The organism is Arthrobacter bambusae, from assembly GCF_030812595.1.
In the GTDB taxonomy this organism is placed as follows: Bacteria; Actinomycetota; Actinomycetes; order Actinomycetales; family Micrococcaceae; genus Arthrobacter; species Arthrobacter bambusae_B.
This window is the reverse complement of sequence record NZ_JAUSSZ010000007.1, coordinates 200196-216335: the sequence shown is the minus strand read 5'-3', so window position 1 is coordinate 216335 and position 16140 is coordinate 200196. Positions and strand designations below refer to the sequence as shown.

Genomic DNA, 16140 nt, shown 5'->3' with positions numbered 1-16140 from the left:
CCCACCCCCGGTCACATCTCGGCCGATTCCCCCCACCCCCGGTCACATCTCGGCCGATTCCCCCCCAACCCCCGGTCACCTACCGACGGTCTCCCCCCAACCATCCCCGCCGCCCTTAAATGCCTCTACCTGGCCACCCGGGCACTAGACCCCACCGGCCGAAGCAGAGCACGATGGATAGCACGATGGAAGCCGGCACTGAACGCCTTCGCCATCACCTTCGAAGGCAGAATCACATAACGCCAACACCCGAATCCACCGTTAAACGGACACTCCCCGCCGTCGGGCAATTGAAGAATCGAACTGACCGGGGATCGACCGGAAACGCTACATATCTGACCGGGGGTCGACCGGAAACACCCCATACCTGACCGGGGATCGACCGGAAACACCCCATACCTGACCGGGGATCGACGGGAAACGCTACATATCTGACCGGGGATCGACCGGAAACGCTACATATCTGACCGGGGATCGACGGGAGGGGGCACACATTACGGCGAACCACCGAAGGCAGCAGCCGACTGGACACCCGGCGGACTCCGCTCCCTAGGATGGGGGTGTGAATGCGGGCACGAAAGTGCCTCGACGGAGAAGGAGACCCATGACGCATGCGATCATTGCCCGGCAAGCCGGAGGACCCGAAGTCCTCGAACTCACCGAAGCAGAGGTTCCGGCCCCGGGCCCGGGCCAGCTCCTCGTCAAAGTTGCAGCCGCCGGAGTGAACTTCATTGACACCTATCAGCGCAGCGGCCTCTACAAGGTCGAGTATCCGTTCATCCCCGGCTCCGAGGCGGCAGGCACCGTGGAGGCCATCGGCGCAGGCGTCGAGGACTTCGCCCTCGGGGACAGGGTCGCAACCGCTGAAGGGTCCCGCAGCTACGCGGGTTACACCCTGGTAGACGCCGACAAGGCGCTTCCGGTACCGGACGGCGTCGACGACCACACAGCGGCTGCCCTGCCGCTGCAGGGAATGACCGCGCACTACCTGATCAATTCCTCCTTCCGGGTGGAACCGGGGCACACCGTCCTGACCCATGCCGGCGCAGGCGGAGTGGGACTCATCCTGACGCAATTGCTCAAGGCGCGGGGCGCCCGCGTCATCACCACGGTCTCCTCCGACGAGAAGGAAGCCCTTGCCCGGGGAGCCGGCGCGGACGAGGTGCTGCGCTACACCGGATTTGCGGAAAAGGTCCGCGAGCTCACCGACGGCGAAGGCGTCAACGTCGTGTACGACGGCGTCGGCAAGGACACTTTCGACGATTCCCTTTCAAGCCTTCGCATTCGCGGCGCGCTGGTCCTTTTCGGGGCGGCTTCCGGACCTGTGCCTCCTGTTGATCCCCAGCGGCTGAACGCGGGCGGATCGTTGTCCCTCACGCGCCCCACCCTCGCCCACTTCCTCCAGAATCCGCAGGAGCGGCGCTGGCGTTCGGCAGAAGTCTTCGGCGCTGCAGCGAGCGGCGCGCTCAAAATCCGGATTGGCGGAACGTATCCGCTCGCCGAGGCCGCCCAGGCCCATCGCGACCTGGAAGGCCGCAAGACCACGGGCAAATTGCTGTTGGTTCCTTAATCGGGGCAACGGTCACCCGCTTTTCAATTAACATGGGGCTAAGCCGCAGCGACCGCTGACACTTTTTGTTCACTTCAATCCGAGAAGCTTCGAACGTGACCCAGGAACATGACATCCCGGCGGACAGCCTGGAGCTCCGAGCGGTATATCTGCCCCAGCTCGAAGGCTCGGCGGCCGCGCCGCCGGCGCGCACGCTCATCGAGATCATCGATGACACGGCAAGCTCGTATCCGGAGGCCTCTGCGCTCGACGACGGGCAAAAGTCGCTGAGTTACTCCGAGCTCATGGCGCGGGTGCGCGGTTTTGCTGCCAAGCTCAACGCAGCCGGGCTGGGCCCCGGAGACAAGATCGGCGTGCGGGTTCCCTCCGGTTCCAACGATCTCTACATTGCCATCTTGGCGATCCTCTCGATTTCGGCCGCCTATGTTCCCGTGGACGCGGACGATCCCGAGGACCGGGCACGGCTGGTTTTCGGAGAAGCCAAGGTGTCTGCCGTCGTCACCAAGGGCCTCAGGATCGAGGTGTCCGGGGAGCGCCCAGCGCCGCACCCCGCTCCCCGGGGCCCGGGGCTGGACGACGATTCCTGGGTCATCTTCACCTCGGGGTCCACCGGCACGCCCAAGGGTGTGGCGGTGCGGCACCGTTCGTCCGCTGCGTTCGTCGACGCTGAAGCCCGGCTCTTCCTCCAGCAGGATCCGATCGGTCCGCAGGACAGGGTCCTCGCCGGCCTTTCCGTGGCGTTCGACGCTTCCTGCGAAGAAATGTGGCTTGCATGGCGGCACGGGGCTTGCCTCGTGCCGGCCCCGCGCGCTTTGGTGCGTTCCGGCATGGACCTTGGCCCTTGGCTCATCAACCACGGCATCACAGTGGTGTCCACCGTTCCGACGCTCGCGGCCCTGTGGCCCGCGGAAGCCCTCGAGAACGTGCGCCTGCTCATTTTCGGTGGCGAAGCCTGCCCTCCGGAGCTCGCCGAGCGCCTCGCGGTGGACGGCCGCGAAGTATGGAACACCTATGGCCCCACCGAAGCGACTGTCGTTGCCTGCGCAGCTCCCCTCGGCGGGGATGGCCCCGTCCGGATCGGATTGCCGCTGGACGGCTGGGACCTCGCGATCGTCGATGCCGCCGGGGTTCCGGTCGCGGAAGGCGGGACGGGCGAATTGATCATTGGCGGAGTCGGGCTGGCCCGCTACCTGGATCCCGCCAAAGACGCCGAAAAGTACGCCCCCATGCCGTCCCTGGGGTGGGCGCGTGCGTACCGCTCCGGCGACATCGTCCGCTACGAAGCGGCCGGCCTCATCTTCCAAGGCCGCGCGGACGAACAGGTCAAGCTTGGTGGACGGCGCATCGAACTCGGTGAAATCGACGCCGCCTTGCAGGCACTGCCGGGAGTCGCGGGCGCCGCTGCCGCAGTCCGCACGACGGCGGCAGGGAACCAGATACTCGTCGGTTACCTGGCCCCGGCCGGGCCCGCGGAGATCGACCTTGCCGCTTCCCGGGAGTTGCTCGCGGAAAGCCTTCCCGCTGCGCTGATCCCCCTGTTGACGGTTGTGGATTCGCTTCCGACGAAGACCAGCGGCAAAGTGGACCGGCACTCCCTACCGTGGCCGTTGGCGGGCGCGGGTGCCGCAGATGCGGACAAGGCGCCACTGAACTTGCCCGAGGACGCCCAATGGGTAGTTGAACAATGGGAAAGCGTTCTCGGCTCCAGCGTCACCTCGCTCGACGCAGACTTCTTCGCCTATGGCGGTGGCTCCCTCGCCGCAGCCCAGCTCGTCTCGGCCCTGCGCCTGCGCTACCCCACCATCACCGTCGCCGAAATCTACGCGACACCCCGCGTCGGTGCCCTGATCGACGCCGCGCGGCAGTCACTGCCGGAAGGCGGCATGGCGGGTCCGGCGGCCGAACGCACGGTTCGCCCCACGTCGCTTAAGTCGCAGGTCTTCCAGACCTTGATGGGGATTTTCCTCAACATCCTGGTGGGCATGCGTTGGCTCACCTATCTCATGGCCGCGAACCGTTTGCTGGCCGACTTCGCCGGTTTCGCCTCCGCTCCTGTGGTGTCCTGGTGGTGGATCCTGGCATCTTGGCTGGTGTTCGTCAGCCCGCCGGGACGCATGGGCATCTCGATCCTGGCCGCGCGGACCCTCTTGCGCGGAGTCCGGCCCGGAACCTACCCGCGCTCAGGCAAAGTCCACCTGAAGCTATGGCTGGCCGAACAGATCCAGGACCTTTCGGGCGCCATCAGCCTTGCCAGCGCTCCGTGGGTTCCCTATTACGCCAGGGCGCTGGGTGCCAAGATCGGGAACAACGTCCACTTGCACTCCTTGCCTCCGGTGACGGGCCTGCTGTCATTGGGCACTGGCTGCAACATCGAACCCGAGGTGGACCTCTCCGCCTGGTGGATCGACGGTGACTACGTCCACATCGGCGCCATCCACGTAGGTGCGGGCGCCACGGTGGGCTCCCGCAGCACGCTGATGCCGGGGACGAGCATCGGCGCAGGCGGGCGTGTGGAGCCCGGTTCCGCGGTATTGGGCAAGGTCAAGGCCGGGCACCTGGTCGCCGGCTCTCCTGCCGAACGCCGCGGCAAGGCCAAGACTGGCTGGCCGGAGACACCCGCGTCACACCATCTGATCGGCCGGCTCTGGTTTGCGGGGTTCGCGGCAGCCTCGGCGCTGCTTGCCTTGATCCCCTATATTTCGGCATTCCTCGCCGCCACCGTCATCCTGGCCTTCATCCAAGGCAGGAACTCCCTGCAGGACGCCTTTCCGGAACTCCTGCTTGCCATCCCCGTGGCGGCCCTGGCTTGGTTCCTCTGCAATCTCCTCCTGGTCCTGGCGACCACCCGGATGCTCGGCGTCGGCCTCAAGGAGGGGTACTATCGGGTCCGCAGCCGCGTTGGCTGGCAGGTTTGGGCCACTGAACGTGTGCTGGACATGGCGCGGGACCTGCTCTTCCCCATCTATGCCAGCCTCTTCACGCCTGTGTGGCTGCGCCTGCTAGGCGCCAAAGTGGGCCGTAACGTGGAGGCTTCCACGGTGCTGTTGCTGCCACGCATGACGACCATCGGCGAAGGCGCGTTCCTCGCTGACGACACCATGGTGGCCTCCTACGAGCTTGGCGGCGGTTGGATGAAGATCGCGCCGGCCAAGATCGGCAAACGCTCGTTCCTCGGCAATTCCGGCATGACCGCCGCAGGCCGAAACGTGCCCAAGAATTCGCTGGTCGCGGTGCTGTCCGCCACGCCTGCCAAGGCGAAGTCGGGCACCTCCTGGCTGGGCAGCCCGCCCGTCAGGTTGCGCCGAACAGCTGTCGACGCCGATCAGAGCCTCACTTTCAACCCGCCGCTGGCCCTCAAGACCAAACGGGCGCTTTGGGAACTATGCCGGATGGTGCCGGTCATCCTGACGGTAGGGATCGCCGTCGGGATCATGCTGGTCCTCGACTGGATCGCCACCGAGTCCTCGTACTGGCTCGCGGCCTTACTCGGGGGCGTCGTGGTCATCGCCGCAGGTGCCGTTGCCGCGGCGAGTTCCGTCGCGGCGAAGTGGATATTGGTGGGACGCATCAAGGCGGGCGAGCATCCCCTGTGGAGCTCGTTCATTTGGCGCAACGAAGTGGTGGACACTTTCATCGAAATGGTCAGCGCTCCTTGGTTCGCGCGTTCGGCGTCCGGCACTCCCGCGCTCGTGTGGTGGCTCCGGGCGCTCGGCGCGAAAATCGGCCGCGGTACCTGGTGCGAGAGCTACTGGCTGCCCGAAGCAGACCTTGTCACGCTCGGCGAAAGCTCCACGGTCAACCGCGGTTGCGTGATCCAGACGCATCTTTTCCACGACCGCATCATGAGCATAGACACCGTGGTCCTCGGGGACGGCGCCACCATGGGCCCGCACGGCGTCATCCTGCCGCGCGCCAGCATCGGGGCCGGCGGAACGGTGGGACCGGCCTCCCTGGTCATGCGTGGGGAAACCGTCCCCGCGGGCACCTACTGGATGGGCAATCCTGTCCGCCCGTGGTCCGGACCGTAGCGTAGATTGGCAAGAGGGCTTATGAATGACCAGCCCATGACAACAGCAACACAGCAAGCTACACGGAGGCAGCCAGCGCCCATGAGCCTAAGCGGACCAGGAATCACCACAACTGCCGCCGATCCCTACACGCTGTACCACGGGAGCACGGCATTCCAGGTGCTGCGGTATGAATTGGACCTGGACTACAGCCTGGGCAGCAACCGGCTCAGCGGCCGCGCCATGCTCCGCTGCGTAGCCCTCGAAGACACGGACTCGGTGGTCCTGGACCTGGTGGGCCTGAAGGCTTCCAAAATTCTGATGGACGGCAAGAAAGTGCCGAAGTTCAGTGCCCGCGGCGAGCACCTTGTGATCACCGCCAAGGACCGGTTGAGGGCAGGCCAGCACTTCACCGTTGAGCTCCGATACGACGGCAACCCGAGGCCGCGCCGGGGCCTGTGGGGCGAAGTCGGTTGGGAGGAGCTCGACGACGGCGTGCTGGTTGCGGGGCAGCCGAACGGCGCCGCGTCCTGGTTCCCGTGCAACGACCATCCGCGGCACAAGTCCAGCTACTTGATCAGTATCACCACCGACGACAACTACCGCGCCATTTGCAACGGGCGCCTCGTTTCGCACAGCAGGAAGTCAAGCCGTGAGACCTGGGTCTACGAACAGGGCGAGCCTATGGCGACTTACCTCGCCACTGTGCAAATCGGACGCTATCGGCTCCACCAGCTCAGCCCTGCCCTCGGTGTGGTCCGCGACGGGACGGCGCATCATGCCGAAGCGGTACGGCCGGCTCCGGTTCCCCAGTTCGTTGCGGTCTCCCCCGGTTTGTTGACCGAGGCCCGCGAAGGACTGGCGCGGCAGGCCGACATGATGCGGACCTTCGTGGAATGTTTCGGTCCGTACCCCTTTGCCGAATACACGGCCGTGGTGACTGAGGACGAACTTGAAATCCCGCTCGAGGCCCAGACCCTCTCGATCTTCGGGCGGAACCACATGGAGCAATCGTGGGACGCGCAACGCCTCATCGCCCACGAGCTGTCCCACCAGTGGTTCGGCAATTCGCTCACTGTGAGCAGCTGGAGGGACATCTGGCTGCATGAGGGATTCGCGTGCTACGCCGAGTGGATCTGGTCCGAGGAAGCCGGCGTCATGTCCCTCGCCAACCGTGCAAGGGCCGCGTGGCGAAGGCTCGACGCGGGCGCCCAGGACCTGGTGATCGGCGACCCCGGACTGGAGCTCATGTTCGATGACCGTGTTTACAAGCGCGGGGCGCTAGCCCTCCACGCCGTCCGTCTCGCATGCGGGGACGCAGCCTTCTTTGGACTGTTGCGGCACTGGACCGAGGCCAAGCGCCACAGCTCGGTGTCCACGAAGGACTTCATCGACGCAGCCAACACTTACGTCCCGGGGCTCGACGCCGCCAGCGTCCTGGAACCGTGGCTGTACCAAGCAAGGCTGCCCGCTTTCGGCTGATCGCCGGATTCAGCGGGACGTAACCGCGAGGGCTGCAAGCAGTCCGGCCGGAAGATCCCGACCATCAGCGCTGTCCGGGAGCTCCAGGTCCCACAGCCCCGGCCGTTCGAGCACATCGAGGGAATCCGGGGCCACCCTGAGCCCTTCGCCCGTCATCTTCAACCAGGCTTCCTTGCGCGCCCACAATCGTGCGCGCTCATGGGCCCGGCTCCCGGCGTCGACAGTGTTGAGGTGGCGCCGTTCCCGTTCGGTGAGCGCAACGTCGTCGAAGCCGGCGAATTCTGTGCCCGCCGCATTTTCCAGGTCGACGCCCACCTGGAGGCCGGGCTCCGGATGCACGACGGCGGCAAACAGTACCCAGCCCGACGACCGTGAGGCGCTGAGCATCAGGGGCGCGGGACCGCCGTCGAGCACGTATCCGGGCCGGCCATGCGCGATGTCCGGACCAGCACCGCATTCCGGACAGGCGTAGGAAGCCCGGAGCTTCGCGGCTGGAACACCCAGAAGGCTTGCGGCAAAGTACTGCTGGGCCAGCCTGGACGCCAGGAAATCCCTTCGCAGGACCGGGGCCATGGCGTCTGCCCGCAGGGACTCGGCCGGAGACAGCAATTCCGCCGCCATCTTCTCGACGGCGGCGGAATCGGCAGGATCCAGGGGCTGGATGTGAACAGCCAGCCCCTGGATCCCCGGGTTGATGCTCGTCAGCGCTGGACTGCTCCGAATCGCTCCGCGGCGACGGCGACGGCGGCCTCGCGTGCCGCCGAGGCCTCGTCGGCGGTCAACGTGCGGTCCGCGGCACGGAATCGCAACCCGAAGGCGAGCGACTTCTTGCCGCCTTCGATGCCCTTGCCAGCGTAGACATCGAAGAGGGCGACGTCTTCGAGGAGTTCGCCGGCGCCCTCCCGGAGGGCAGCCAGTACGGCGTCCGCCGGAACATCCTGCGGCACCACGAGGGCAACGTCCTGGGTGGCAACCGGGAAACCGGAGATGTGTTTGGCGACGATGACGTCCGGCGCGGCGTCGAAGAGCGCGTCCGCGTTGAGCTCAAGCGCCACGGAACGTGCCGGCATGTCATGGGCGGCCAGCAGCTTCGGGTGCAGTTCGCCGGCGTAGCCCACGACATCGCCCGCGCGGAGCGCCAGGCGGGCGGCACGGCCCGGGTGGAACGCCTGGTGGCTGCCCTGGCTGACCACGAGTTCCACGCCGAGGACGTCGCCGACAAGCCTGGCCACATCCAAGGCGTCGGCCCAGTCCCAGGCACGCGGGGTGTGGCCCGCGGCGGCCGGGGAATCATGGCCGGTCAACACAGCGGCGATGTGCAGCGGCTGGTCCGGGACGCCGTCGTACAGTCCGTCGAGGACCTCGTCGGAAGGCTTGATGCCCAACGGCGGGATGGACGCCGTGCCAAGCTGCCCGTCGGGAAGGAACACCGAACCCGCCTCGAAGAGGGCGAGGTCGCGGAACCCACGGGAATGGTTGCGGCGGGCAACCTCGATCAGGCCCGGAAGCACCGAGGTACGCAGGTAACCGTGTTCTTCGCTGATCGGGTTGGCCAATTTGAGGGCCGTGCGTGCCGCGCCTTCCTCTGCCACCCCGAAGGTGTCATTGGCCGACTTGGAGACGAACGGGTAGGAGAGGACCTCGGTGAGCCCCGCGTCAGCCAGCGCCTGGACCACGCGGCGCTTTTGCTGCTGGGTCCGGGTCAGGCCACGGCCCGGAGGGGCCACGGGAAGCGTTGCCGGGATGTTGTCGTAGCCGACCAGCCTCGCGATTTCCTCGGAGAGGTCTTCCTTGGTTTCGAGGTCATTGCGCCAGCTCGGTGCCGTGACAACATACGAGTCCGAGGCCTCGTCCTTCAGGACGATCGCGCCCAGGTCCTTGAGGGAACCGGTGATCTGTTCCTCTGTGAAGTCGATGCCGATCCGGGAAGCCGCGTAGCCGGCCGGCAGCTCGATGGTCACGGCGTCTGGTGCTGTCCCGACGTCGGTACCGGCCTCGTCAGCCGTCCCGCCCGCCAATTCAACCAGGAGGTCGATGACCCGCTGGGCGGCAACGTTGGCAACTTGCCAATCCACTCCGCGTTCGAAGCGCTTGGACGCCTCCGACGGCAGCTTGTGCCTGCGGCGCGAGCGCGCGATCGAGACCTCGTCGAAATGCGCGGCCTCGACCAGGATCTTGGTGGTCGAATCGGAAACCTCGGTGTTCGCTCCGCCCATGACGCCCGCGATACCGATGGCGCCGGAGTCGTCGGTGATCAGGAGGTCTTCGACGTCGAGCGCACGCACTTTGCCGTCGAGGGTGGTGATCTTCTCCCCCGCGACAGCGCGACGGACCACGATGTCGCCCGACAGCTTGTCGAGGTCATAGCAGTGGTTCGGCTGGCCGAGTTCGAGCATCACATAGTTGGAAATGTCCACAGGCAGCGAAATGGAGCGGATGCCGGCTAAGCGCAGCCGGGAGACCATCCACGGCGGGGTGGGGCGGGTGGCGTCCACGCCGCGGACCGTGCGGGCCACGAAGCGGTCGCAACCGGGCTTGCCGTAAATGGGGGCGTCGTCGTTGAGCTTGACGCCGTAGCCGCCCTGCAGGGAAGCCGGAGCGGCGACCTTGGAGGCCGGGTCCGTGAAGACGGTACCGGTGGCGTGGGCGTATTCGCGGGCCACGCCACGGATCGAAAAGGCATAGCCACGGTCCGGAGTGACGTTGATTTCCGCGGCTTCGTCGTAGAGGCCAAGGAGGGCCATGGCGTCGGTGCCCACCTCGGGATCCAAGCCGATGCGGGAAAGCACCAGGATGCCGTCGTGGTCCTCGCCGATGCCGAGCTCACGGACCGACGCGATCATGCCGGCGGAGAGGTGCCCGTACGTCTTGCGCGCGGAAATGTGGAAGTCGCCGGGCAGCACGGCGCCCGGGAGCGTCACCACTACCTTGTCGCCCTCGACGAAGTTGTGGGCACCGCAAATGATGCCCTGCACGCCGGAGGGGTCGATGCCCTTTCCGGTCAGGGTCTGCTCCTGGCCCTCAGGGACCACGCGGACCTGGCACCAGTTGATGGTCTTGCCGTTGCTCTGCGGTTCCTTGACGAGGCTGAGGACCTGGCCCACCACGATTGGACCCTTGAGTTGGTCCGTGGGGCGGTGGACGGCTTCCTCTTCAAAGCCGACCTTGACGAGTTCCGCCATGACGTCTTCGGCCGTGGCATCGGCCGGAACCTGCGCGAATTCGCGCAGCCATGAAAGTGGGATACGCACTGTTAGATCTCCATCCCGAAGTGCTCGCTGAAACGTACATCGCCTTCGATCATGTCGCGCATGTCGCCGACCTCGTTCCGGAACATGAGCGTGCGCTCGATGCCCATGCCGAAGGCAAAACCTGAATACTCGTCCGGGTCGATGCCCGCAGCGCGCAGCACGTTCGGATTGACCATGCCGCAGCCGCCCCATTCGATCCAGCGAGGGCCGCCCTTGGCACCGGGGTGCCAAATGTCCAGTTCCGCGGACGGCTCGGTGAACGGGAAGTAGTTGGGACGGAGGCGGATCTGAGCCTCATCGCCGAACATCTGCCGGGCAAAATGCTCCAAGGTTCCGCGGAGGTCGGCCATGCTCAGCTTCTTGTCGATGGCCAGGCCCTCGAACTGGTGGAACACGGGCGTGTGCGTGGCATCGAGTTCATCGGTGCGGAAGACCTTGCCCGGGCACAGAACATAAATGGGCACTTCGCGTTCCAGCATGGAACGGACCTGCACCGGGGAAGTGTGCGTGCGCATGAGCAGGTGCGCCTCGGGAGGTTCCACGAAGAAGGTGTCTTGCATTTCGCGGGCCGGGTGGTCCGGCTTGAAGTTGAGGGCGTCGAAGTTGAACCACTCGGACTCGACCTCGGGTCCTTCGGCGATTTCCCAGCCCATGCCGACGAAGATGTCCGCCACGCGGTCCTGCAGTGTGGAAAGCGGGTGGCGGGCACCGGCACGGCGTCGCCGCGGCGCCGCGGTGACGTCAACGGTTTCCTCGACCAGGATGCGTGCGTCGTTTTCGGCCTCCAGCACGGCGGTCCGTGCCGCGAGCGCCTGGTTGACGCGGCCACGGGAGGAACCCATGAGCTTGCCTGCGGCGGCCTTCTGTTCCTTGGGCAGTCCACCGATTTCACGGTTGGCAAGGCTCAAAGGCGACTTCTCGCCGGTGTGCGCCAAGCGCACGGCTTTGAGTTCTTCGAGGGAGGATGCAGCGGCAATCGCGGCGACGGCTTCCTCAACGGCAGCGGTGATGGCGGCTTCATCCAAAGGGTTCGGGATGGCAGCGCCCGGCAAAGTGTCAGTCATCTACTGTTCTTAGCTACGAGTCGGAAATGGTCTCCACCAGGCAGGGCCATGGCAAAAGCAGGAGCGATGCTCGCTGGACGCGTCCGGCGGGCACTAACCCCAGTCTAGTAGAAGGGTTCGGCGGGGCCTTAACCCGTGACACGGCACGGGTGCCGTTCCCCGGAACCCGGGGCTAGCATGGCCTCATGACGCCGGTCCGCACCATCACTGTCACCGGGGAGGGGACTGCCGGAGCCGTCCCCGACCTGCTGACGCTCACGTTCGCCGTCGAGGTCAGGCGCGACGGCGCCGAAACGGCCTATCGCGACGCCGGTGAAGCCGCCTCGGCGGTGACGGAAGCCTTGAGCGGGCATGGCGTGGCCGGTGCTGAGTTACGGACCAGCGGCCTCAATCTGCGCGCCGAACTCGTCTGGGCCGAAAACCAGGGGCAGAAGGTCACTGGATATGTTGCATCGACCACCATGGTTGCCCGGATCAGCCCGCCGTCACGGGCATCCGCGGCCATATCCGCGGCAGTCGCCGCAGGCGGTGACAGCCTGCGCATCAACGGGATCGAGCAAGGATTCGCTGATACGCCCGCGGTTGCCGCCCGGGCACAGGAGGCCGCGTGGCGGGACGCCGAAGCGAAGGCGTCCCGCTTCGCAGCACTTGCCGGCGGCCGGCTGGGCAAAGTCATCTCCATCGATCAGCGGCCGGAGCATGGACCGCCGGTACCGATGATGGCCGGCATGGAGCGCGCCTCAGCGAGCGAAGACCTGCCCATCGAGGCCGGATCGGTGGCGGTTTCCGCGAGCGTCGTGGTGCAGTGGGAGCTGGATTCGCCCGGGAGTAACACGGGGTGATCCGGGACCCTGGGGGCGGCAGGATCCCGGGAGCCTCCCGTCCTGACCTTCCTTGAAGAACGATTCTGCGCGACACGCCGGCGACACGCCGCTTGAGAGGCTTTCTCCGATCCAAAGAAGGTCAGGATGGACCCTTCATTTACCGCACCGCCTAGTGAACGGCGCCCGCGGAGAGCTTCGCGTCCACTGTGGTCCCAAGCGCCGTGCGCACGACGACGGCGATCCCCCGGCCCATGTCCCGCGTCGCCATGCCGGGTACGGTACTCCCCTGCGGCAGGCGTGTTTCGTCGTGGGGAACGTGGATGAAACCGCCCCGCGCCCGTGGCGTATCGGCTCCGCCGAGCTCGTGCATGAGGGCATAGAACACGTGGTTGCACACGTACGTCCCGGCAGTCTGCGAGACTTCGGCGCGGATTCCGGCGATCTGCAGCGCCCGGAGCGCGGACTTCACCGGTAGCGTGCTGAAGTAGGCCGCCGGCCCCTCCGGGACCACCGGCTCGTCGATGGGCCTGTTACCGGCGTTATCCGGAATCCTGGCGTCATCGCAGTTAATGGCCACGCGCTCCAAGGAGAGCCTGTCCCGGCCGCCGGCGAGTCCGACGCAAATGGTCAACTCGGGTTGCAGCTTTCCCATGGCCTCGCGCAGGACAGCGGCGGATTCACCGAAAACGCACGGTAGCTCGAGCACCTCCACCGTATGCCCTTCGCCTCGCAAGATTTCCTGCGCTTCGAGGACGGCACCCCACGAGGAGTTACTCGAATCGCCACCAAAGGGCTCGAATCCTGTCAGCAGAATCATGCACCCACCCTAGCAAGGGCTGACCCGGCTTCCAGGTTCCCCCATCGGATCTCCCGCAGGCCTCCAGGCCACACAGGCCTACTTTCACGGGCCTTCTTCCATGGGCCTTCTTCCTTGGGCCTTGACAAGTGTTCGAACATATATTCGAATGGAGGCCATGAGATGGGACGCACAAGCACTTTCACCACGACGTGGTCCGGCACCTGGAGACAACAGCAACAGCGTTCTGCCCGTAGCCGCCCCAGCAACGGAAGCACTGCTGCCGCTGGCCGGGCTTGTGCGTTCCGTCTCGACCCCCGAATTCTCCGGAGTCACCTTCCATGAGGTCACCGCCAAATCGGTGCTCAACAAGGTGGCGTCCGGTTCCCAAATGCCTTTCGAATGGACGGTCAACCCCTACCGCGGATGCAGCCATGCGTGCGTCTACTGCTTCGCCCGCAAGAGCCACACCTATCTGGAGTTCGACGCCGGACGCGATTTCGATTCCCAAGTGATAGTGAAGATCAACGTGGCAGAGGTCCTGCGCAAGGAACTGTCCAAACCGTCGTGGGGCCACCATCATGTGGCCCTCGGCACCAATACGGATCCGTACCAGCGGGCAGAGGGCCGTTACCAGCTGATGCCGGGCATCATCCGGGCCTTGGCCGATTCCGGCACTCCGTTCTCCATCCTCACCAAAGGAACCCTCCTGGGCCGCGACATCCCCCTCCTCAAGCACGCCGCCAGCCAAGTGCCGGTGGATCTGGGCATATCGCTGGCCATGACCGACGAAGCCCTGGCCTCGGCCGTGGAACCGGGCACGCCCGCGCCGCGCGCACGGCTCAAGCTCATCCACCGTTTGCGCGAGGCCGGGCTGCCGTGCGGCGTGATGGCCATGCCCATCCTGCCGTGGCTGACGGACAGTGATGAGGCCCTTGAGTCGCTCTTCACGGCCCTGTCCGGGGCCGGCGCCACTGGCGTGACGGCCGGGGCGTTGTACCTGAAGCCGGGCACCAGGGAGTGGTTCATGCAGTGGCTTGCGGCTCATCATCCCGGCCTCGTCGGCAAGTACCGGCGTCTCTACGGACAGGGCTCCTACGCCTCGAAGGAATACAGGACCTGGTTGAGTGGCCGCATCAACTATTTCAAAGCCCGTCACGGCTTTTCCGGAAGCAGCGGCTTCAGCCACAGGAGAGCCGCCGCGCGCAAGGAAGCGCCGTCTTCCCTTCCAGCGGCGTCCCTTCCGCCAGCTGGCCAGTCCACTCTTTTCTAGCCAAGCAGGCCGGTGGTCACCCTTTCCACCAGTGCCCGGACAATCGGCAAGTCAGCAGGAATCCAGGGCAACGCGAAGGCGTCATTGCCATTGCCGGCGTCGTTGCCATGGCCATGGCCGTCGCCGTTGCCAAGCGGAACCCACCGGAGTTCATCGTGGTCCTGGAGCGGACGCGGTTCGCCGTCGAGCACTTCTGCGAACCAAACCCTCATGACGGCCCGCTCGTTCAGGGGCCACCCGTCGGGTTCGGCCGGTTCAACTTCGGCCCCGAGACGGACGGTGATCCCGAGTTCCTCGAGCAGTTCGCGGTGCAGCGCGCCTTCGAAGGATTCCCCGGCCTCCAGCTTGCCGCCGGGAAACTCCCACATTCCAGCGAATTGCGGTGGGGCGCTGCGCCTCGCGACGAGCAGTTGCTGTGGATTTTCAAGGGAATCGACGACGGCGGCGCCCGCCACGCTTATCAGTCCAGTCACCGCAACAGTCTATTGGCCGTCAAGCGAGGAGCCCTGCCGATGGAAGCCGTCACATTCAGGAACATTCACCGGACTCCCGCATTAAGCTTTCACCGGGCTCTCGCATTACGCTTAAAAGTCAGCTTTATTTCCTTCGAGCGGGCTCCCCCTTCTCCCCCAAGAAACAGGACGATGACCACTACCGCTGCTAGCAAGACCTCCCAACGGACCGGAAACCGTCACGTGACGCTGGCGATCTTTGCCCTTGCCATGGGCGGGTTTGCCATCGGGACCACAGAGTTCACCATGATGGGCTTGCTCAAGGAGATCGAGCAGGGTCTCAATATCAGCACTCCCGAGGCCGGGAACCTGATTTCCGCCTACGCTTTGGGAGTCGTGGTGGGCGCGCCCGTCTTCGCGGCCCTGGGCGCCCGGCTCCCCCGCAAGCAACTTGCCTTGGGACTCATGCTGTTCCTGTCCATCGCGAACCTGAGCTCCTTCATTGCGCCGGACTACGGAACCATGTTGATCACCAGGTTTGCCTCGGGGCTGCCCCACGGCGCCTTCTTCGGGATCGCCGCGGTTATCGCAGCGAGCCTGGTTGCTCCCACCAAGCGTGGCTGGGCGATTTCGATGGTCATGGGCGGCCTCACGATCGCCAACGTCATAGGCGTTCCTGCGGCCACTTGGCTCGGCCAGACTTTCGGGTGGCGCCTGCTCTTCGTGGTGGTAGGCGCCATCGGCTTGGCCACTTGCGTGTTGCTGTTTAAGTTTGTGCCGTTTGAGCCTGCCCACCCGGAGGCGAGCATCCGCCGGGAACTTGGTGCCCTCAAGCGCATTCAGGTGTGGCTGGCATTGCTGATAGGAATCATCGGTTTCGGCGGCTTCTTCGCCACCTACACATACATCTCCCACACCATGACATCGGTGGCGGGCATCCCACAGGCGCTGATACCCCTGGTAGTCGCTCTGTACGGACTTGGGATGGTGGCAGGCAACATCCTCGGCGGCCGCATCGCCGACAAATCGGTCATGGGAACCATCTACCGGGTCCTGCCCCTCATTGCCTTGGCGCTGGTGGCCTACGCCGTCGCGGCCCACTGGGCGTGGTCGGCATTCATCATGGTCTTCATTGTGGGCGGCATCGGCTCCATGCTTGTCCCGCCGTTGCAGACGCGCCTCCTCGACGCTTCGCCGGACGCCCCCTCCTTGGCTTCCTCGCTCAACCACTCCGCCCTCAACATCGCCAACGCCCTTGGCGCGTTCCTCGGCGGAGTGGTGATCGCATGGGGCTGGGGCTACGTGGCCCCTGCCCTCGTTGGCGCTGTCCTGGCAGTCATGGGGCTCGGCGTCGCGGGAATCAGCGGCTGGTTGGAACGCAAGAGGCCCCTGGCTGCATAAGTACTGACCGCATACCTAAG

The 16140-nt window shown here is 65.6% G+C and carries 11 protein-coding genes and 1 pseudogene; 7 read left to right on the top strand and 5 right to left on the bottom strand.

All coding sequences use genetic code 11. The features are described 5' to 3' along the window. Window positions 1–96: 96 nt before the first annotated feature. From J2S96_RS20210 to J2S96_RS11725, 4 genes and pseudogenes are all read left to right on the top strand, one after another. A pseudogene (locus tag J2S96_RS20210) lies at window positions 97–240 on the top strand (IS256 family transposase); the annotation flags it as partial. Window positions 241–604: 364 nt separating this feature from the next. Continuing rightward, window positions 605–1570 carry a quinone oxidoreductase family protein gene (locus tag J2S96_RS11735; protein ID WP_306863356.1) on the top strand — a complete coding sequence of 322 codons (966 nt, stop codon included), beginning with the start codon at window positions 605–607 and terminating at the stop codon, window positions 1568–1570. A 95-nt stretch (window positions 1571–1665) separates the two neighbouring features. Beyond that, a complete protein-coding gene (locus tag J2S96_RS11730; RefSeq protein ID WP_306863353.1) occupies window positions 1666–5598 on the top strand; it encodes a Pls/PosA family non-ribosomal peptide synthetase in 3933 nt (1310 codons plus the stop codon). An 81-nt stretch (window positions 5599–5679) separates the two neighbouring features. Next, the gene (locus tag J2S96_RS11725) at window positions 5680–7059 is read left to right on the top strand and encodes a M1 family metallopeptidase (protein ID WP_306863420.1); all 1380 of its coding nucleotides are present in this window, start codon (window positions 5680–5682) and stop codon (window positions 7057–7059) included. A gap of 9 nt (window positions 7060–7068) precedes the next feature. Here the strand turns inward: J2S96_RS11725 and J2S96_RS11720 are convergent, their stop codons facing one another. The 3 genes from J2S96_RS11720 to pheS all read right to left on the bottom strand — a co-directional run bounded on the left by J2S96_RS11720 (window position 7069) and on the right by pheS (window position 11374). Beyond that, window positions 7069–7680, bottom strand: a complete 612-nt coding sequence (locus tag J2S96_RS11720; protein WP_306863349.1) for a 4'-phosphopantetheinyl transferase family protein — start codon at window positions 7678–7680, stop codon at window positions 7069–7071. Between the two features lie 80 nt (window positions 7681–7760). After that, a complete protein-coding gene (pheT, locus tag J2S96_RS11715; protein ID WP_306863346.1) occupies window positions 7761–10310 on the bottom strand; it encodes a phenylalanine--tRNA ligase subunit beta in 2550 nt (849 codons plus the stop codon). A 2-nt stretch (window positions 10311–10312) separates the two neighbouring features. Next, entirely contained in the window at window positions 10313–11374 is a 1062-nt protein-coding gene (gene pheS, locus J2S96_RS11710) for a phenylalanine--tRNA ligase subunit alpha (RefSeq protein WP_078105647.1), read from the bottom strand. A 185-nt stretch (window positions 11375–11559) separates the two neighbouring features. On the opposite strand from pheS, the gene J2S96_RS11705 reads away from it, so the two are divergent. Next, on the top strand, window positions 11560–12216 hold the full coding sequence (locus J2S96_RS11705) for an SIMPL domain-containing protein (protein WP_306863340.1): 657 nt from the start codon (window positions 11560–11562) through the stop codon (window positions 12214–12216). A 151-nt stretch (window positions 12217–12367) separates the two neighbouring features. On the opposite strand, the gene pcp is transcribed toward J2S96_RS11705, so the two are convergent. Beyond that, window positions 12368–13015, bottom strand: coding sequence for a pyroglutamyl-peptidase I (gene pcp / locus J2S96_RS11700; protein ID WP_306863337.1), 648 nt, complete (start codon window positions 13013–13015; stop codon window positions 12368–12370). A gap of 157 nt (window positions 13016–13172) precedes the next feature. Between pcp and J2S96_RS11695 the strand changes: the two genes are divergently transcribed. Continuing rightward, a complete protein-coding gene (locus J2S96_RS11695; protein ID WP_306863334.1) occupies window positions 13173–14267 on the top strand; it encodes an Rv2578c family radical SAM protein in 1095 nt (364 codons plus the stop codon). Here J2S96_RS11695 and J2S96_RS11690 read toward each other — a convergent pair. Next, the gene (locus tag J2S96_RS11690) at window positions 14264–14740 is read right to left on the bottom strand and encodes a (deoxy)nucleoside triphosphate pyrophosphohydrolase (RefSeq protein ID WP_306863331.1); all 477 of its coding nucleotides are present in this window, start codon (window positions 14738–14740) and stop codon (window positions 14264–14266) included. The two genes, J2S96_RS11695 and J2S96_RS11690, sit on opposite strands and share 4 nt — an antisense overlap. A 171-nt stretch (window positions 14741–14911) precedes the next feature. Here J2S96_RS11690 and J2S96_RS11685 point away from each other — a divergent pair, with 171 nt between their 5' ends. Continuing rightward, the gene (locus tag J2S96_RS11685; protein WP_306863328.1) at window positions 14912–16120 is read left to right on the top strand and encodes an MFS transporter; all 1209 of its coding nucleotides are present in this window, start codon (window positions 14912–14914) and stop codon (window positions 16118–16120) included. Window positions 16121–16140 lie beyond the last annotated feature (20 nt).